The sequence below is a fragment of the Candidatus Deianiraea vastatrix genome, from assembly GCF_007993655.1.
GTDB classification, from domain to species: Bacteria; Pseudomonadota; Alphaproteobacteria; order Rickettsiales; family Deianiraeaceae; genus Deianiraea; species Deianiraea vastatrix.
The window spans coordinates 1,187,204-1,205,153 of the sequence record NZ_CP029077.1 but is presented as its reverse complement, the minus strand read 5'-3'; the positions used below and the strand labels follow the sequence as shown (position 1 = coordinate 1,205,153).

General features: G+C 32.0%; 17 protein-coding genes and 3 tRNA genes. 8 read left to right on the top strand and 12 right to left on the bottom strand.

What is annotated here, in order from left to right:
- Positions 1–351: 351 nt before the first annotated feature.
- The 3 genes from deia_RS05760 (at position 352) to deia_RS05750 (ending at position 2,759) form a co-directional block, all read left to right on the top strand.
- Positions 352–2,232, top strand: a complete 1,881-nt coding sequence (locus tag deia_RS05760) for a type IV secretory system conjugative DNA transfer family protein (RefSeq protein WP_146821465.1) — start codon at positions 352–354, stop codon at positions 2,230–2,232.
- Between the two features lie 146 nt (positions 2,233–2,378).
- A tRNA-Leu gene (locus deia_RS05755) sits at positions 2,379–2,465 on the top strand.
- A 123-nt stretch (positions 2,466–2,588) separates the two neighbouring features.
- Positions 2,589–2,759, top strand: a complete 171-nt coding sequence (locus deia_RS05750) for a helicase-related protein (RefSeq protein WP_222912628.1) — start codon at positions 2,589–2,591, stop codon at positions 2,757–2,759.
- Here deia_RS05750 and deia_RS05745 read toward each other — a convergent pair.
- Complete coding sequence (locus deia_RS05745; RefSeq protein ID WP_161982891.1) at positions 2,723–4,222, bottom strand: lysozyme; 1,500 nt, start codon at positions 4,220–4,222, stop codon at positions 2,723–2,725. The genes deia_RS05750 and deia_RS05745 overlap by 37 nt on opposite strands.
- A 108-nt stretch (positions 4,223–4,330) precedes the next feature.
- Between deia_RS05745 and deia_RS05740 the strand changes: the two genes are divergently transcribed.
- Complete coding sequence (locus tag deia_RS05740; protein WP_146821461.1) at positions 4,331–5,026, top strand: hypothetical protein; 696 nt, start codon at positions 4,331–4,333, stop codon at positions 5,024–5,026.
- Positions 5,027–5,067: 41 nt separating this feature from the next.
- On the opposite strand, the gene plsX is transcribed toward deia_RS05740, so the two are convergent.
- Positions 5,068–6,111 carry a phosphate acyltransferase PlsX gene (gene plsX, locus deia_RS05735; protein ID WP_146821459.1) on the bottom strand — a complete coding sequence of 348 codons (1,044 nt, stop codon included), beginning with the start codon at positions 6,109–6,111 and terminating at the stop codon, positions 5,068–5,070.
- 203 nt (positions 6,112–6,314) lie between these two features.
- Here plsX and deia_RS05730 point away from each other — a divergent pair, with 203 nt between their 5' ends.
- From deia_RS05730 to deia_RS05720, 3 genes are all read left to right on the top strand, one after another.
- Positions 6,315–7,691, top strand: a complete 1,377-nt coding sequence (locus tag deia_RS05730; RefSeq protein ID WP_161982890.1) for a M16 family metallopeptidase — start codon at positions 6,315–6,317, stop codon at positions 7,689–7,691.
- A gap of 116 nt (positions 7,692–7,807) precedes the next feature.
- Complete coding sequence (locus deia_RS05725; protein ID WP_146821455.1) at positions 7,808–8,116, top strand: hypothetical protein; 309 nt, start codon at positions 7,808–7,810, stop codon at positions 8,114–8,116.
- A gap of 95 nt (positions 8,117–8,211) precedes the next feature.
- Positions 8,212–8,287 (top strand) — tRNA-Ile (locus deia_RS05720).
- 117 nt (positions 8,288–8,404) lie between these two features.
- Here the strand turns inward: deia_RS05720 and rsfS are convergent.
- The 10 genes from rsfS to deia_RS05670 all read right to left on the bottom strand — a co-directional run bounded on the left by rsfS (position 8,405) and on the right by deia_RS05670 (position 16,753).
- Positions 8,405–9,226: a ribosome silencing factor gene (rsfS, locus tag deia_RS05715; RefSeq protein ID WP_146821453.1), complete on the bottom strand. Its 822-nt coding sequence runs from the start codon at positions 9,224–9,226 to the stop codon at positions 8,405–8,407.
- 113 nt (positions 9,227–9,339) lie between these two features.
- The gene (locus deia_RS05710; protein ID WP_146821451.1) at positions 9,340–10,236 is read right to left on the bottom strand and encodes a hypothetical protein; all 897 of its coding nucleotides are present in this window, start codon (positions 10,234–10,236) and stop codon (positions 9,340–9,342) included.
- Positions 10,214–10,645: a TrbC/VirB2 family protein gene (locus tag deia_RS05705; RefSeq protein WP_222912627.1), complete on the bottom strand. Its 432-nt coding sequence runs from the start codon at positions 10,643–10,645 to the stop codon at positions 10,214–10,216. The genes deia_RS05710 and deia_RS05705 overlap by 23 nt, the downstream gene beginning before the upstream one ends.
- Before the next feature lie 126 nt (positions 10,646–10,771).
- Complete coding sequence (locus tag deia_RS05700; protein WP_146821447.1) at positions 10,772–11,542, bottom strand: TatD family hydrolase; 771 nt, start codon at positions 11,540–11,542, stop codon at positions 10,772–10,774.
- Positions 11,543–11,547: 5 nt separating this feature from the next.
- The gene (locus deia_RS05695) at positions 11,548–12,171 is read right to left on the bottom strand and encodes an LPP20 family lipoprotein (RefSeq protein WP_146821445.1); all 624 of its coding nucleotides are present in this window, start codon (positions 12,169–12,171) and stop codon (positions 11,548–11,550) included.
- A gap of 95 nt (positions 12,172–12,266) precedes the next feature.
- Positions 12,267–12,342: transfer RNA gene (locus deia_RS05690), tRNA-Lys, on the bottom strand.
- Between the two features lie 99 nt (positions 12,343–12,441).
- Positions 12,442–14,229, bottom strand: coding sequence for a methionine--tRNA ligase (locus tag deia_RS05685; protein ID WP_146821443.1), 1,788 nt, complete (start codon positions 14,227–14,229; stop codon positions 12,442–12,444).
- A 57-nt stretch (positions 14,230–14,286) separates the two neighbouring features.
- Positions 14,287–15,108 carry a hypothetical protein gene (locus tag deia_RS05680; protein ID WP_146821441.1) on the bottom strand — a complete coding sequence of 274 codons (822 nt, stop codon included), beginning with the start codon at positions 15,106–15,108 and terminating at the stop codon, positions 14,287–14,289.
- A gap of 88 nt (positions 15,109–15,196) precedes the next feature.
- A complete protein-coding gene (holA, locus tag deia_RS05675) occupies positions 15,197–16,186 on the bottom strand; it encodes a DNA polymerase III subunit delta (protein ID WP_146821439.1) in 990 nt (329 codons plus the stop codon).
- Positions 16,187–16,189: 3 nt separating this feature from the next.
- A complete protein-coding gene (locus deia_RS05670; RefSeq protein ID WP_146821437.1) occupies positions 16,190–16,753 on the bottom strand; it encodes an ankyrin repeat domain-containing protein in 564 nt (187 codons plus the stop codon).
- Positions 16,754–16,809: 56 nt separating this feature from the next.
- On the opposite strand from deia_RS05670, the gene ald reads away from it, so the two are divergent.
- A complete protein-coding gene (gene ald, locus deia_RS05665) occupies positions 16,810–17,928 on the top strand; it encodes an alanine dehydrogenase (protein ID WP_146821435.1) in 1,119 nt (372 codons plus the stop codon).
- The last annotated feature ends 22 nt before the right edge of the window (positions 17,929–17,950 follow it).

Sequence of the window (17,950 nt, the reverse complement as noted above, 5' to 3'; positions counted from 1 at the left end):
GTAAAAATCAAATATCAGTTAAACAATAAATACGCTGTATTTTTTGTTGGAAGCAAAAATACATTACATTCAATAAAAAGTAAAATACTTAAAAATCAAATAAAAAATTTGCTTTTTTTGCTTGCATTGAGCGTTTATCGGAGAAAATTACATAAAAAAAATTTTAAATATCCATAGCTATTGAAATTCGTATAAAAATATTGATTAATACTGAGATTTTCTAATGACATTTGTGTACAAATTGACCTATTTCAGTATATTTACCTAATGTAAAAGTAAAAAAATAAAAATTAGTTGCAAATAAAAAAAGCATTGATATTTTTCTTTTGCAAAAAACCTATTTTTATACAAATGGCAAAAGTATTTGATCCGAAAAAAGGAAATAGAAAATTTCAAAATTTCATTATCAAAGGGTCTATTGTATTTTTTTTCTTCTTTGGCTTAGAATATTTCGGCTCAATAGCCTTTCTATCTTTAATGACAAATGTAGCATGGATGACTCAATTGTTTTCCAATTTTGTACAAAATTTCGACTTTGTAACTCATCTAAATATTGTATATCAATATACATCAAAATATTTACTATACTGGTGGGCGTATAAAAATGTCATTATGTTTGATAATGCAGGATTTATATTACCAAAAATCATAATTTCTTTTTTTATTCCACACTGTATAGGATTATACATAGCTATTAAAAACATAAGAAAATTTATCGACTACGAACCTGTAAAAAAAGAATCATCCGTGCATGGTGATGCTCACTGGGCAACTGAAAAAGAAATTAGACTTGCAAATTTAAGAGCAAAAGATGGAGTTTTAATGGGTATGTGTCCAAGCGGGAAACCTGGAAAATACCTTATTAGCTCAGGTTTTCAGCATATCATGCTATTTGCTCCAACAGGTTCTGGTAAAGGTGTTGGGTTTGCAATTCCAAATACTGTATTTTGGCGCGAATCTTTTATATGCCATGACATAAAACTTGAAAACTTTGATCTTGGTAGTGGATGGAGAAAAAAACACATGAACCAAGATGTATATGTCTGGTCACCTGCAGATTCAGATGGAATAAGTCACTGCTATAATCCAATGGATTTCGTCTCAAAGAAATACGGGCAAATGGTGGATGATGTTCAAAAACTTGCAAACTTACTGCTTCAAAAAAAGGAATTCTGGGAAAATGAAGCTAGAACTCTAGGCGTTGGCGTTATGCTTTATCTATGCTCTGATAGTAGAAAACAAAGAAGTTTTGGACAGGTTGTTCGTGAACTTCGTAGTGATGACTTTGCATATAATATCGCAGTTGTGCTTGATACAATAGGTGAAAAAATTCACCCAGTTGCATATATGAATCTTGCAGCTTGGCTTCAAAAACCAGATAAAGAGCGTGGCTCTGTAACTTCAACACTTAACTCAGGGCTTGAGCTTTGGGCCAACCCAATTATTGACCAATGCACAAGCAGAAGTGATTTCAACGTCCAAACATTTAAGAAAAAGCCCACTACTGTCTTCGTCGGGCTAACGCCAGATAATATTCAACGTCTAAAGTGCCTAATGGCAATGTTTTATCAGCAATCAACTGAATTCCTCAGTAAAAAAATGCCTGGAAAAGACGAACCTTACGGAGTCTTGTTCCTCATGGATGAATTTCCAACGCTTGGTAAACTTGAACAATTCCTAGCCGGCATTGCATATTTCCGTGGTTATCGCGTTCGTCTGTTTTTAATTATTCAAGATACTCAACAGTTAAAAGGAACCTACGAAGACGCCGGAATGAATTCATTCCTATCAAACTCTACATATCGTATTACCTTTGCCGCGAATAATGTTGAAACTGCAAAATTAATTTCCGAACTGTGCGGTAATCAATCAGTTGAATCGGACTCTTATAGTAAGCCAAGATTTTTTGACCTAAATCCAGGCTCAAGATCAATGAGCACATCATCTACATCTCGTGCACTCTTGCTACCACAAGAAGTTATATCAATGGATAAAGACTATCAAATTATATTGGTCGAAGCATCTTCGCCAATACGCACAAAAAAAATTAAATATTATGAAGATAAATCTCTTACAAAGAAACTTATAAAAAAGACACCAGTTCCAAAACAAGAAATTACGATTAAAAAACCTGAAAAATCAAAAAAACCTCAGTCAAATGACGCAAACTCTGCCCCAGCATCAACTGAAGCATTGCCAAGTGGAACAAATACATCTAATAATGCTGCATAACAAAGATTTAATAATCACCTCTCAATCATCAAACTTTAAACTCTAAATACATAAACAGCAATTAAAACACTCAAAAAAATAAATTAACATATTTGATGAGAAAAAAGACTTGAAAATTATATTTTATATTATAGATTGTTCGTAATGCCTTCGTGGTGGAACTGGTAGACGCGGTAGACTCAAAATCTACTACCTTTGCGGGTGTGGGGGTTCAAGTCCCTCCGGAGGCACCAAATTGAATATAAAAGTACTCAAATTTTCTACTAGAAAACTCGCTTTTTTACACTAAATCCTTTCTTTGAGATAAAGCAAACATCAATATATTCATCACATAAACCTTTAATATAGCAAGGTATTTGTCCCATTTTAACGCAATTATTAACGATTTTCAACATGGAAATATAGCACTTTTAATCGCAACCACAGTCGTTGAAGTTGGTGTAAATATCCCGATGGCAACTGTGATTATTGTAGAGGATGCAATTTTTCTTTATTGTTTGGCGCGCACTCTTTTAATGCCAGAGTAAATATCTTTACTTATTTTCTCTACAGCATCCATTGTTTTAGCTGGTGCAATAGCAGCAGTCTCGACACTTTTAGTCATTGAGCATAGTACTTTATAAAGCGGTCTAAACATGATTGCAATTGGGGCAAAGGCTGTACAAATAAGGCAAATAAACACACCTCTATGCGTATTTATCATAAAATGATTGTCTTGAAATTTATCAAGCGAAGTATACCAAAGGCATAATACTGAAAAAATATGTATGTAAAAAGCATAAAAAATTACGCTATTTCTGAAGAATTTATCGCGCATTTTGTCAAGAAACGATAAGAAAAAATCCATTCCTTTCATTTCACTTTGTATGCCCATCTGCTCTGTCAATTGTTCAGCCTGCTTTGTATTTTGCTCTTCTATCGCAAGCTCAAGCTCTAGTTTTTCAAGTTCGTTTTTAATCATTTGAAGTTGCTCAGGATTTGCTTTTTGAACTGCATCAATGACTTCATTTTCGCTTGCATTTTCGTTTCCAAGAAGTGATTTTGCAATTGATTTAACCGCACCTTGCACAAGGCTTCCACCTGGGATAAAAGACGCGCCAAGTTCAATGCCTTTTTCGGCAAGGGTTTTAAAAAGTGAGTTTGACATAATGTTAGAAAAAGTTGTTGATTGTGTTGTGTTTTTTAGAGCATTAGATGTGTTTTTTTCAGTATTTTCACCATTTTGAATAAATTCTTCATTTTCCTCAATATCAGAGCGGGTTTCTTTGATATTTATTTCATTTTGTGAAGGTATGTTATTTTCAGTATATTTTTGATTTGTGATTGCATCAAAAGATTTTATTTTATCCGTGCTTAATTGATTATTGTTGATATTTTTATTATTTTTACTCTCATTTATTTTATTTTTTTCAATATCAAAGGCTGTTTTTCTAGTATTTTCATCAAATTTTGCCTTATTTATCGAGGCTTCACCGTGTATAAAATTTTGCACAATATTAAAAGATTCAGGTTTTACCTGCGTTTTGTAAAGATTAAACTCGTCAATTCTTCGCTTTGTTAGCCCAGACATTACTTTACCGCCAGATTTATTGTATTTTAGCCAGATTTTCTCGACTGCATCGAAGTTATTTGGATCATTTTCGATTAAATTTTTAAGTCCCGAGCCAATAGTTGAAATGCCACAGTTATAAACAAGGCAAATGAGTGCAGAATATTGATTATCATTCAGCTTTTCAATATTTTTGAAGTGCTTTTTTACATCAATTTCAAACTCTGAAATTCTCTCTAAAATAATCTTTTCAGCACTATCTTTTGTAATTTCCTTTACAGGTAAGTCATCAAAACTGCAGGAATTATCGACGAATTTTCCAGATGCTTCACGAATTCTACACCCATATCCAATAGTCCAATAGCCTGCTGGGCATTTATATGCCGTAAGACGTAGGCCTTCGTGGGATTTTATAATTTCAAGACCTGAATTAGTAATCAAAAGCGAAAAAAATTGCAATTAAGTTGGAAGCTGAGATTATTTTTTTGGAAGCATTTTTTTATTGCTTTTTATAGATAAATCATTAAAATCAACTGTATATTATATTTTATGAATAAATTTTGGGTTATTTTGGCTGCACCAATTATTATAATTTTATCCCCATTTATACTACTTTATAATCTACTTAGTGGGCAAAAAGGCATGAGCGCTGACGAAGTTCACGACAGTCATAACAATCAAAAAATGAAACAAAATGGATCCGAACTTGTCTTTGACATGCAAAAAGCATTTGATAAAATGAAAAATGGAGAGCAAAAATTAATCTCTATTCCTGGTCATTTTTTAGTGATAGCAAAAGATGAAAATGGCGCAAAGCACATTATGGACAATGGCGGCTTTGTAATAAAACCTTTATATAACTTAAAAGGCATTCAATATACATCTTTCAATACTAATAAATCTTGTGGCGAAACTGCTGCGGCAATTGCAAATGCACTTGAAAATACAGTAAATAAAGGAAATGGAATAATTGATGTAGCAAAAATTGCAGCAAACATTGGCGTTGGTTATAAAATAGAACGACCTCTTACTAAAAATGAAGCTTGCGCTTTGAAACAAACAAAATATGAATACAAAGAAGAAAGCCAAAATAAAGAAAGCAAAGTAAAAATAACAAATCAAAAAGAAGTTAATTTACATGTCTACAAACAGGCAGTAAAAATCGTAAAAGATGCAAATTTAAAAGAAAATTCTGATATTAAAAGCAATTCAAAAGTTACCAAACAAAATGCAGTCGGACATTAATTATTTTAAAATAATACTGTCAAATAATAATACAGAATAATTCAAGACAAATTAATTTTCTCCACAATTTTCCTGTGCATTTCCTCTTTTACAATTGAAACCGCTGTCATTATCGCATTTGCAAAGCCATATTTATCAGCGCCGCCGTGACTTTTTATTGACACCCCATTTAAACCGATAAACATTCCCCCGTTGTAGTTATTTGGATCCATTTTTTTCATGGTTCTTTTAACAGACATTCCACACAAAATAGCACCAACTACAGCAAAAATACTTGATGAAAATGCTCTCTTAAGCAGTATCTTAATCATTTTACCAAGGCCTTCGGCAGATTTTATCACAATATTTCCCGTAAATCCATCTGTTACAATAACGTCAACTTCGCCTGTATATATCTTATCAGGCTCTATATATCCTATAAATTGATCTTTTAAGTGGCTTGCCCGTATTTTTTCAGCCGCTTCGTGAATATAAGCATGCCCTTTCATTTCTTCCGAGCCAATATTTAAAAGCCCGACTGTTGGCTTGCGTTTTTTCAAAACAACCTGTGCAAAAGCCTCTCCCATAAAGGCAAATTCAAGTAAATTCTGTGCTGTAACATCAATATTTGCACCCATGTCAAGTAAAACACACTTGCCACTTTTAGTTGGCATCATAGCACAAATTGCAGGTCTATCAATATCTTTTGCCGTTTTTAGTATAATTTTTGAAAGTGCCATTAAAGCCCCGGTATTGCCGCCAGAAATTGATGCATCGCACTCTTTACTACTTACCGCCTCAATTGCTGCGCGCATACTCGTTCCCTTGCTTTGACGAACCGCAAGTGATGGCTTTTCATCAGATTCTATCTTGTTTTCACAGTGTATAATTTCGTATCTTGCTCTATCAATGCCAAGCATTTTTCTTCTTAAAATTTGCTCATCGCCATACACCTTAAAGATTACATTTTCGCTTGGAAAGGTCGATAAAAAAACCTTAATTCCATTTACCGGAACATCTGGCGCATCATCACCGCCCATAGCATCTATTGCAATTTTAATAAGCTTTGCAGGCATTATACAATAAAAGTTAATATTTTCTAACATAAAAAAAATAAAACGCAAATTATTTTTAATAGTTATATATTATCTAAATTTCATTAATTTTTTATATAAAAAAATATTTTGACTTTTATTTTATGAGTAAGTCCTTTACTTACATCAATTATTATCATAAAATGTTAAGAAAATTTAATTATATCAGATTTTTTAGCTTATTAATTCTAGCAATAATATCATATTACAGTGTAATGTTTTTTATCAACAATTACAATAAAGTAAAAAAAACTATCTTAAAAAATGGAATAACAGTTATAACTGAAAACAATAACTCTAAATTAGCTGGAATAGTTATAGGCATTAGAGGTGGCTCTATATACGAAGATGCAGAAAATTATGGATATGCTCATATACTTGAGCATTTGTTATTTAAAGGCACAAAAACAAGAAATGCAGATGAAATATCTTTTAAACTCTCAAGAGGTGGCTATCAAAATGCAGAAACTTCATATCTTAATGTTTTATACTATTCACAACAAATGAATGAAGATTTAAACGAAACAATTAAAATATATTTTGATATGCTACAAAATTTTTATATCAAAGATGAAGATTTTGATAAAGAAATAAAAGTAATTTTAGAAGAATATAGAAGATGGGAAAATTCACATTATAGTAGATTCGCACAATTTGCAAATGAGGCTTTATTTAATCCAGAAAGTGGCTTTTCCCATGTTCCAATAGGTATAGAGGACGTAATAAAAAATGCAACACTTGAGAAATTACAAAATTTCATGAAACAAAAATATACAGGCAGTAATATTGTAGTTTCTGTATCAGCTGGAAACATTAAACACAAAGACATTGTAAAATTAGTAGAAGAAAATTCACAAAATATTGACAAAGGCAAGATCAACAATACAAAAGAAGAGCCAGTATTTAATTATCAAAAATTACCATACGCATTTAAAAAAGATCTCAAGTATAATGGTATTATAATTGCAATATGTTTTAATGCTAATAATTTTAGTAAAGAATTGCAAAATAAGAAAACAAAATTATATCATGTTTCATCAATTTTTAGTAATATTGTTTGCCAAGGTGGCTCAAGATCAATATTTTTTAAGAAAATGAGAGAGGAAAATGGTTTAATATATGGATCTTATTGCGATCCAACATTTTACCCAAATAATCTTGGATTTTATTGTGTAAATGTTAATACATCTGCTGAAAGTGCAGAAAAAGTATATAAAATAATGGTTGACGAGTTTATAGACTCCATAAATAATATTCCACAAGATCTTTTTAATGAACACTATAATTCCGCAAAACCTTCATATATTATTGATGCAGAAAAGCAAAATAACTATACTACATCAATGCGTAAAGCATTTCGTAACCAAGAAAAAACAATGCACAACATTCATTATTTTACAAAAAAAGAAGATTTTGCAATATTTGAGAATATTTCACTTGATGATGTAAATGAGTTTTCAAAACAACTAATTAATGATGATACAAGGCCAATTATCTTAGTTTTTAGCAATTCCGAAATAAATATTAACCCAGATTATTTAAAAGAAAAAATTGCAAATAAAAAAAATGAAATATACGGTAAAGCTCAATAATAATCTAAATTTATTCATTCATTAAATTACTCAAATAAATAATAATTTAATTATCATAAAAAAACTTGACTTATATTTTTTTACTTCATCTTTAATTCTTAATTTTAAAAAAAAAGATGTACGAATCTATTTTACATGGTATATCTCACTGGTTTTCTGATCCCGAGTGGATGATAATTATCGGTGATGCATTTATGAATTTTGGCCTTATACTAGAAGGTGCGTACATTTTACGGTCAAGAGGCTTGCAAAAGATAGAAGTTATTATTTATCTTTGTTTTGTTGTAACTAGCATATCCTATGCAGCATTTGGACATGTAACAACAAATACGGCACAGTTTTATTTAAATATTAGTGCATTTTCTATTCAAATTTGTGTCTTGTGGACATTATTTTATAGAACATATTTAAGAAAAAAGAAATAAAAATATTCCAAACGATCTAAAGAAATATTGCACTATAAGTCTTTACAATTTAATTTTTTCTTGACTATTATTTTCACTCTTATTATAAGTGCCTTGGGTCTGTAGCTCAGTGGTTAGAGCAGAACACTCATAATGTTTTGGTCGTCGGTTCAATCCCGACCAGACCCACCAGCTTTGCTATTTTGGTTTTTCTATTCTGTTTTACTGGCATATTATTTAAGGGTTATAAAAACAAAATGCCCACTATATCTCTATAATGGGCAAATAAATATTATCTATAACAATATATTATATTTTATTTTTATTAATAATACTTTGTAATTTTGAAAGCACGCTAGAATTTTGTTGAATTCTGTTACCAATAATAGGATTATTATTCGCACTTGCAATTTTCTTTATCACTGGAGCTACAACCGCTTTCTTTTGAATTACAGGTTTAGCATTTTGCTTGATAGCAACTGCTTTTTTCTGAGCTACAGGTTTAGTTACTTTTTTTGCAATTGGAGCAGATTTTTGTGCAACTTTTTTAACTTGTGCAACTGCTTTTTTCTGAGCTACAGGTTTAGTTACTTTTTTTGCAATTGGAGCAGATTTTTGTGCAACTTTTTTAACTTGTGCAACTGCTTTTTTCTGAGCTACAGGTTTAGTTACTTTTTTTGCAATTGGAGCAGATTTTTGTAATTTGCTTCCCACCTTTGCAACCTCCTTAATTTGATGTGATTGCGATATCTTAGCTTGACCTTTTGACATTTGCGAAATCAATTGATCTATTTTATAATAATCCCTTTTTTCTTCAGTCATTATGTGAATCATTAATGACTCTTTTTCGCAGTCAATAACAACCCAATCATTAGAATTTGCCACATCTGAAGAACTTGTGCTGCTAATAAATGATATATTATTATCCTTTAAAGCTTCCTCAAGACGCTCACCAATGGCTTTACAATGTCTCTCAGAAGTTGCAGTTGCAACAATTACATCAGAAACAAGGTAATTTGATATTCCATGATAATGAACTACATCCTCGCACTTTCCGCTATCGAGAACTCTATTTGCCAAAACCAAGGAACTCATTTTTGAGGCACTAAAAAACGATTTTGAAGACTGCATAAAAATACTAAAACAAAAAATAGGTTTAACTTTATCTAACTTGAAATCCTAAAAATATATTTTGCAAGAAAAAAATATTTTTTTTATATATTTTTCACTTATTTTTCAATGCCTTATTGTATAAAAGTCAGTACACATGCGTTATTTCGCGTGTTATCGGAGTTATCCTGATATTGAGACGAGGTGATTGATGCACCAGTAGCCACAGTTGTTTTACACTTATTTGTAGCTGCTGCATCTGCTATAACTTTACCCTGTGCGGAAGATGGCATGCCGTCATCAATTTTTAAATCAAGCATATATGCAATACTTGATGAAACAGCCCCTATTCCCGAATTTACATCTATTGTGCAATTTGCAATACTTGAATTATTAAAAAGCACGAGCTTAATTTTACTTGTGACATTTGGATATATATCGCTTGTATATGCAACACTATTTTGAGGAGTTTGATTTGCTGTATTTACAACGTAAGATGATGTATCAAAAGCTATAACCCAAGATGATATTTTCAATGGCCTTGATATCGGCAAAGTTTTCCCGCCAGCTGAAGACAATGCATTGCACTTTGCAGGAAGTTGATAATTCATATCTATTTCATAATCCAAAAATTCCGCTTTTACCATTTGAGCAAAAGCAAGTTGCGCTTTGTATATATTTATATGCCTACTAAGTGGCATTGTAAATATATCGTCACTTGTTGCAGGCGTTGTCGTCATAATGGTATTACAATTTGTTTGTAAATATCCACCACTAAACTTTCCATTAGATAAATCAGCGCATGGTAAATCTCCCGGAAACGCAGTATAGGCATTTTTAAAATTTTGAATAGCTTGAAAAATATTTGTTGCCTCTTGAGATATTTTATAGACAGTATGGCTATTTACTAAAGATTTTACAGCATTAATTGCCATTAATGAAATTGCAGTAGTTATCATTATCACAACCGTAATTTCAACAATTGAGGAAAAGGCGTGCTTTTTATTTCTAGTTAACTGGTATATTTGCATCTGTAGAATTACAATTTTTATCTAATTTTAAGTCTTGCATTACTGTTTGCTTTACTCCATTTGCATCAATAAATGTTATTTTTGGAACTTTTGTATAACATGAGCAGCCATCTTTTATTTTACCCATTGATAAAAATTCCACAACAACTGCGGCACCATATATTATAAATCCAGCTATTGTAATCCATATAATCAAATAAGGCTGAACTTTTCCCTGTATAACACCTATTCCAGCAACAGCAATAACAATTCCAAACAATGGACCTGTTATAAATTTTACCTGATTTACAATATTGCACAATACCCTTGCAATGTCATTTGTTTCGGCAAGTCTAGCATCTTTAACATTTTGAGATCTTTCATCTGATGTTAACTCAGATATAGCAGATTTTGCACTTGTTGTGAACATAATGCAAAAGCACATTATAGCAATCAATGCAAAAATATTTTTCATACAAAGCCTTTTTTCAAAATAATAATATATCTTTATTTTAGAAAGTCAAGGAATAATTTACAATATTAGCCTATAAATATTTTATATATTAAACAAAATATTTACATTTTTGGTAATAATTTCAGCAAATTTTTCAAATTCCAACTTCAAATACTCAGAAATATATATTGCTGTATCTTTCAAAAATGCCGGCTGATTCTGCTTACCTCTGTATGGAACTGGCGCCAAAAATGGAGCATCTGTTTCTATCAACATTCTATCAAGTGGTATAAAATCCAACAATTCTCTTATTTCACTAGCATTTTTAAAAGTCACTATTCCAGAAATTGATATATATGCTCCAAGATTTAAGCATTTGCGCGCAAAATCTAAGGAACCTGTAAAGCAGTGCATTACAATTTTATTTGATTTAAAATTAGATACTACATCAATAGTCTCTTGCTCTGCAGCTCTTGAATGCACTATAGTTGGTAAATTTATATTTTTGCCAAGTTCAAGGTGTTTTTCAAAAGATAATCTTTGATTTTTTAAAGATGGATTACTATCCGGTCTATATAAATCTATACCCGTTTCACCAATGCATATTATTTTTTTAAAATCATTACACTTTTTAAGTGCAAATTCATAATCAAAAGTATCAATATCTACATTATCGGGATGTGTTCCTATAGAGCAATAAACATTACTATACTTATTAATAATGGGTAAAATCATTTCATCAAATTTTTCTGTTAGGGTTGATATTGTAATTATTTTATCAACACCAGACAATGAGGATTTATTTATAATATCGTCTATGTCACTGCCATCTCTAATAATATAATCAAGATGGCAATGAGTATCAATAAGCATTTTTATTACTTGGCATCAACTTGTGAAGTTTTAACTTCATTTTGAAGCTTAGCACCAAGAATATCATCTGTTAATTTCTTTACAGTATTTTTATCAACACCTTCATTTTCTAGGGCTTTGTACATTCTAGCAGATTTTTTGAAATGATCTTCAACTCTAGCTATATCCATAACCATTCTAACATATAGCGTTCCAGTCTTTGGATCTTGCCATATATCAGTTCTTCTAGCACCAGCAAGAGATAATTTATCAACTATAGCACTGTTTACAGAAGAGAATTTCTTTTCAATTGTTTCATCTTTAGCAACAACATCTTTCTTACCATCTTTACCAGCCTTAATGTTTTCATTTTTTGATATAGAGTCAGTAACAATTTTATCAACAGTTGTTTTTATTTGAGATGCAAGATTTCCAAGAGCATCAGCCTCAGCTTGTGCAATTTGCAATTTTACACCACCTTGAGTCGGATCGGATATACCAACTGCAGCAACTTCATTTTTATCTTTCGCAACTGAATATGGATCAAAAATCCAAGACGGTCCACCAATTTTATCCAAAGATCCCTTGCCTGAGCAAGCAATAATCGATGCAGATAAAGCAAATAAAAGAATCAATTTTAATTTAGACATAACTAAACAGAAAAAATATTACCTTAGAATAATAATAAAATATTTTAAAAGTCAAGTATTTTATTTTTTAAATCAAAGCAAAAAAAATGAAAATTTGGTGGGCACCCCGGGACTCGAACCCGGGACCAATTGATTAAAAGTCAACTGCTCTACCAGCTGAGCTAGGTGCCCAATTCATTTGATTTCACTTTAGAGAAAAATAATAGTCAAGTTTTTTTTGTAAAAATAATACACCTTGATACTAAATATTCATAAATCGATTGCAATAGGTTATTTTTTAATATTTTCCTCAAAAACCAACCTAGGAAACAATATTTCATCACTTTGCAAAAGATTTATTTTCACGCCGTCAAGATTCAAAATATCGCCATATTTAGCGTGTTTTTGGTTGAAAATTTGCAGAATTTTCGATGATGCAAAAGGGCAAATTGGCTGCAATAATGAGGCAATTGACAAAATATCACCCAAAAGGCTTGATAAAATCTGTGAAATTTCCTCAATTTTTCCATCTTTGGCAAGCTTCCATGGTGCGGTTTTATCGATTGTTTCGTTTGCAAGGCGAGCAAGCATTAAAGCCTCTTCAATTGCGTTTAAAATGTCATATTTGCTGTAATTATCAACACTTTTTTTAATCGCCTCTCGTGCGTTTTCCGAAATTTTGATAACTGCCTCTGAGTTTAAATATTTATGCGCCATTGAAACTGTTCGTTGCGTTAAATTGCCGATTGTATTTACTAAATCTGCATTTACTGTAAGTACTAATTTTGAGCGTGAATAGTCCCCGTCGTTACCAAAAGGCATGGCGCGCAGCAGGAAATAGCGAAAATAATCGACTGCAAGTGTATTTTGCGCTCCAAGACTTTCGATATATGATATTTCATCTTCGGGATTTATCACATTACCAAGGGATTTTGAGATTTTTTCACCATTATTCGTCCACCAGCCATGTGCGTAAATTTTATCTGGCAAGATTTTAAGATATGGCTTGATTTTATTGTAAATATCGGATATTTCAAGATTATTAATGCTGTTTATTTCATCTATTTTCATGACACTTGCAAGTAAAAAAGCAGGCCAATACACGCAGTGAAAACGCAAAATATCCTTACCGACAATATGAGAAACCACAGATTCATTATTGCGATTTAGCCAGTATTTATCGGCTTTTTCACCAAGTGCTGAAATATAATTAGTCAGTGCATCAAGCCATACATAAATTGACTGATTTTCTTCATTTGGTACCGGTATTCCCCATTTTAAACCTGGGCGAGAGACGCATAAATCAATTAAAACATCAGGTTTAAACTCGCCTTTTTGGGCATCTGTAAATCGCATTCCTGAAATAAAAGCTAAGACCTCTGTATATTTTTCATGCGGCATTACCATGTCTTTTTTTGCATTTAAAAGAGCAATTAATATCTTCTGAAATGCAGATAATTTAAAAAAATAGCACTCTTCAACACGCCATTCAACCTCAGCTCCGCTTGGCGCTTTGCCATTTACAATCTCACTTTCACCATAAAACGCTTCATCACGCACAGCATACCAGCCCTCATATTTTCCCTTATATATAAAGCCATTTTCAAGTAATTTATTCCAAAAATCTATCACAAATTTTACATGCCTGCCTTCTTTTAAAGACTGCTCGGTAATTTCGCCGGTATTTTTATCTCTACCCTCGCTTGTGCGAATGAAATTTTCCCCTTGTGAAAACAAATCTTCTTTATTGTTACTTAGTGCGTTTTTTGCATTTTCAAACTCATTAAAATTGGCTATGTCAGCATTTTTATAACTACAAGCGCAATTTGCAAGCACTGTCATTTTGTAAAATTCACCAGAGACTTCGTTGCAAAACTGCATTTCATTTATTCCTTTTTTTTCGGCGGATTTTTGTATTTTTTGCCCATGTTCATCCGTCCCAGTCTGCATTCTTGCATCAAAACCGGAAAGCATAAAATTGCGATATAAAATATCGGTTGCAATAGTTGTATACCAGTGACCAATATGCGGCTTATCATTTACATAATAAATCGGCGTTGTAATATAGTAAGTCTTCATGAATTTACAAATCTTTCACAAAAAATAAAAGGCAAAGATTAAAAGTCAAGATTATTATTAAAAACGAGATTGACAACTTGGTTTTTTTAAATTTGCTGTATAATTTTCTGCAAAAGAATTCTGATTTGTTTCAAGAAAGCGATCAAATTCTTCTGGATTAACTGGAGAGAATCTAATTGATCTTTCCTCCTGCATTACTTGATTAATCTTTTTACGAAACTCTGATAATGGCATTAATTTCTCTTGTTTATCGTGATCAAGGAAATCAAAATCTTTCGCAACATTTAATGGCATTCTTTTATTCCTATTGTGTTCATCGCTTGATGAATATGGAGGATTAAAGTCATTATCTTCAAGCTCCTCTATTCCAATATTTTGCGTGTTTAATTCATCATAAGCACCACATCTACCAACTCCTACAACACTTCGAGAAAAAGAAACATTGCTACTTCTTATTGGCCGAGTATCGTAGCTTGAATCTTGCATTCTTTGAGAAGGAATACTCTCCTCTTGTGTATCTTTTATTTCAATCAAATTTTTATATTCATTTATACTATTATGAAAATCGATTAACAAGTCATTTAACTTTGATTGCTGAGTAGAATTTTTATCAATGCATTGCATTATATTGTTAATAGCAATTTCAATATATGAAAAATCATCACATTGTAGATTAAAATTGTCAACTTTTATAAAAGCAAATATTGTATTTAACAAAGATAACTCAACATTTGCTTCCTCGACCAAAGCGATCAATGCTGATACATTGCGAATAGATTGCATAAATGTTGCACTTTTCTCTTTATAACATAATTCTTTCTGTTCAAAGAACTGTAATAATCTTTGCATTGAACCTGATAAATTAGATTTACCTTGCATATAAAAAACATTAAACATTTCTATCCTAGGCATAAAATAATAAAAGTCAACTATTATTTTATAAGAACTCGCTACATCATTACCGTAGCTACCTTCTCAGTAAATTGAGAATTTCGGGCATTGCCGACTTATCAGATGCCATGCGCAAATTCTTATCTAAAAACACAAGTTTTACAATAATTCTTTCAAGATCTTTTGGGTTCCATGTGTCAATTTGGCTGTAAAAAACTGCTGTTTTCTTGAAGAAAATCCCTGCATTTTTCGCTTCAATTTCACGGGATGATCCGCCTTTAATGTTGAAAATTGCGTTTAAAATTTTGCACGCATGTTTATATAAACTTCGCGCGATAATCACGGAATTTACGCCATTTTCTTCACACTCCATGGCATATTTTGAAATATTTCCAATTCTTTTGAGGAAAAACGCATCAATTAAGTTAAAAAGACTGTCGTCATTTGTGTTAATTATGCTTTCTATATCGGTATATTTTAGTGTTTTTGTCTTGCTACAAAGTATTGAAATTTTTTCCATTTCATTTCGAATGTCAAATGGATTATTGCCGATTAAATCAGCTAAATTCTCAATAATTGCTCTATCTTCCGGAACAATGTCGTTTTCATTTAAAATCTTGGAAATTTGATTAATACAGTCTTGTCTTTCAAGTGGATAACACGCGATGGATACTGCTTTTTTTGATGATTTCTCATGAAAATCTCGAATTTGTGGATTTTTTGCAATATCGCTGACTAAAAAAATGATTTTATCTCCATCCAGCCTGTCAATTTGCGTCTCAAGCTTTTCAAAATCCTTGTCCTTTATATCGCTTATTATCAATACTTTTTTTTCAGCAAAAAAATCTACAGAATTTAGCTCATCCGATATAGCATTTGCGATGTTTTTTGTCTCAAAATTGAGGGTTTTGACTTGAAATCCAAGATTTTTATAGCCAAGTTTCAGCGCGTCGCTAAAATAAAGCATAACAGCGTCATCATTACCGTAAATTAGCGTAGAATTCATGTTAATATCTGGGTTTTTTGCAAATTCATTTGCTAATTTTACATTCAATTTTCCAGCCATAGCCTAGTTATTTTGACATTCTTTAACATAAGCTTTTAAAATCTTTTTTGCCTCATCTGATAATTTAATTGGGTTAATTGATGGTAGATTTTGACCATAATTATTCTTAATTTTACAGCTTGGAGCCTTTGATGCAAGTATAGTAATTACCGCCTCAGATTTGCCAAGTAAAACAGCCCTCATAATTGCACTAAATCCTTCATTATCTTGAATATTAATATCCGCATTTGCCTCAAGTAAAGCTTCAACTACTGTATTTAAATTTCCACGTGCCGCAATATGCAAGGCAGTTGCCCCACCTTTGTCTTGGGCATTAATATTAGCCCCATATTTTAACAAGATTTTTATCATTGATAAATCTTGATTTAAAACAGCAATATGCAGCAGAGAATTTCCGTGATTTTCCTTTACATTGATTTGTTTTTTATTCTTTTTCAAAATTGCCTCAACTCTTTGAATATCCCCAGTATATACCTGCTTGCATATCTCTGTTTTACACTGCGTATTTGCAAAGCTATTGCTATTTGTAAAAATGAAAAACAATAAAATAAAAAAAATAACTTGCATAATAAAAATTTTTGTTTATATTTAGTCGTTATTTGTTATTTTTTTAAAGTCAAGATATGATTATTGGTTTAGCAAAAGAAATTAAAAAAGGTGAATATAGAGTTGCCATGTCTCCTATGGGTGTTGCAGAAATTGTCAATGCAGGGCATGATTTTCTAGTTGAAAAAGACGCAGGAGTTCAAATCGGAATTGCAAATGCAGAATACGAAAAAGTTGGCGCAAAAATCGTCACTCGCAAAAAACTTGTCGACAATGCCGAAATGATAGTTAAAGTAAAAGAGCTTCAAGTTGAGGAATTTAACATGCTAGGCCAGGGTCAAATTCTATTTTCATACCTTCATCTTGCACCAGATCTTGCTCAAACAAAAGCCCTTCTTAAAAACAAAGTAACCGGCGTTGCCTTTGAAACGGTTACCGCAAGAGACGGAAGCCTTCCGCTTCTTACCCCAATGAGCGAAGTTGCAGGTAAAATGGCAATACAACAAGGGGCGTATTTCTTAACTAAACCTCAAGGTGGCTCTGGAGTATTGCTAGGCGGAGTTCCCGGAACTCAAAAAGGAAATGTTGTAATCATTGGTGGTGGCGTTGTTGGAACGAATGCTGCAAAAATCGCAATTGGAATGGGTGCAAATGTAACTATTGTTGATAAAAGCCTTCCAAGACTTCGCTATCTTGAAGAAATATTTGCAGGACGCCTAACCGTTGCATATTCAACAGACGGTCTAATTCAAGAACTAATCCAAACAGCAGATATAGTAGTTGGTGCTGTTTTAATTCCTGGTGCATCTGCTCCAAGAGTGATAACTAAAAAAATGCTAAAAACCATGAAACCAGGCTCTGTTTTAGTCGATGTTGCAATTGACCAAGGCGGATGCTTTGAAACATCAAAAGCAACCTTCCATTTTGACCCAGTTTACACAGTAGACGGCATTATTCACTATTGCGTGTCAAATATCCCAGGTGCAGTTGCTCAAACTTCCTCTAAAGCCTTAGAAGCTGCAATCTTGCCTTATGTTAAAACAATAGCTAATAAAGGCATAGTGCAGGCAGCTCTTGATGACACAGGCATTTTAAACGGGCTAAATACTCTTGATGGAAAAATAGTCTTTAAAGCAATTGCCGACGGCTTTGGAATGAAATACCACGACCCAATTAAGTTGCTAAAGCAGTATTAATATCACATATAACTGCTTTTAT

Bases quoted from the DNA above. Each gene is read 5' to 3' on its own strand.
- deia_RS05760 (WP_146821465.1), top strand. From the start codon at position 352: ATGGCAAAAGTATTTGATCCGAAAAAAGGAAATAGAAAATTTCAAAAT.
- deia_RS05740 (WP_146821461.1), top strand. From the start codon at position 4,331: ATGAATAAATTTTGGGTTATTTTGGCTGCACCAATTATTATAATTTTA.
- plsX (WP_146821459.1), bottom strand. From the start codon at position 6,111: ATGTTAGAAAATATTAACTTTTATTGTATAATGCCTGCAAAGCTTATT.
- deia_RS05730 (WP_161982890.1), top strand. From the start codon at position 6,315: ATGTTTTTTATCAACAATTACAATAAAGTAAAAAAAACTATCTTAAAA.
- deia_RS05725 (WP_146821455.1), top strand. From the start codon at position 7,808: ATGTACGAATCTATTTTACATGGTATATCTCACTGGTTTTCTGATCCC.
- rsfS (WP_146821453.1), bottom strand. From the start codon at position 9,226: ATGCAGTCTTCAAAATCGTTTTTTAGTGCCTCAAAAATGAGTTCCTTG.
- deia_RS05710 (WP_146821451.1), bottom strand. From the start codon at position 10,236: ATGCAAATATACCAGTTAACTAGAAATAAAAAGCACGCCTTTTCCTCA.
- deia_RS05705 (WP_222912627.1), bottom strand. From the start codon at position 10,645: ATGTTCACAACAAGTGCAAAATCTGCTATATCTGAGTTAACATCAGAT.
- deia_RS05700 (WP_146821447.1), bottom strand. From the start codon at position 11,542: ATGCTTATTGATACTCATTGCCATCTTGATTATATTATTAGAGATGGC.
- deia_RS05695 (WP_146821445.1), bottom strand. From the start codon at position 12,171: ATGTCTAAATTAAAATTGATTCTTTTATTTGCTTTATCTGCATCGATT.
- deia_RS05685 (WP_146821443.1), bottom strand. From the start codon at position 14,229: ATGAAGACTTACTATATTACAACGCCGATTTATTATGTAAATGATAAG.
- deia_RS05680 (WP_146821441.1), bottom strand. From the start codon at position 15,108: ATGCAAGGTAAATCTAATTTATCAGGTTCAATGCAAAGATTATTACAG.
- holA (WP_146821439.1), bottom strand. From the start codon at position 16,186: ATGGCTGGAAAATTGAATGTAAAATTAGCAAATGAATTTGCAAAAAAC.
- deia_RS05670 (WP_146821437.1), bottom strand. From the start codon at position 16,753: ATGCAAGTTATTTTTTTTATTTTATTGTTTTTCATTTTTACAAATAGC.
- ald (WP_146821435.1), top strand. From the start codon at position 16,810: ATGATTATTGGTTTAGCAAAAGAAATTAAAAAAGGTGAATATAGAGTT.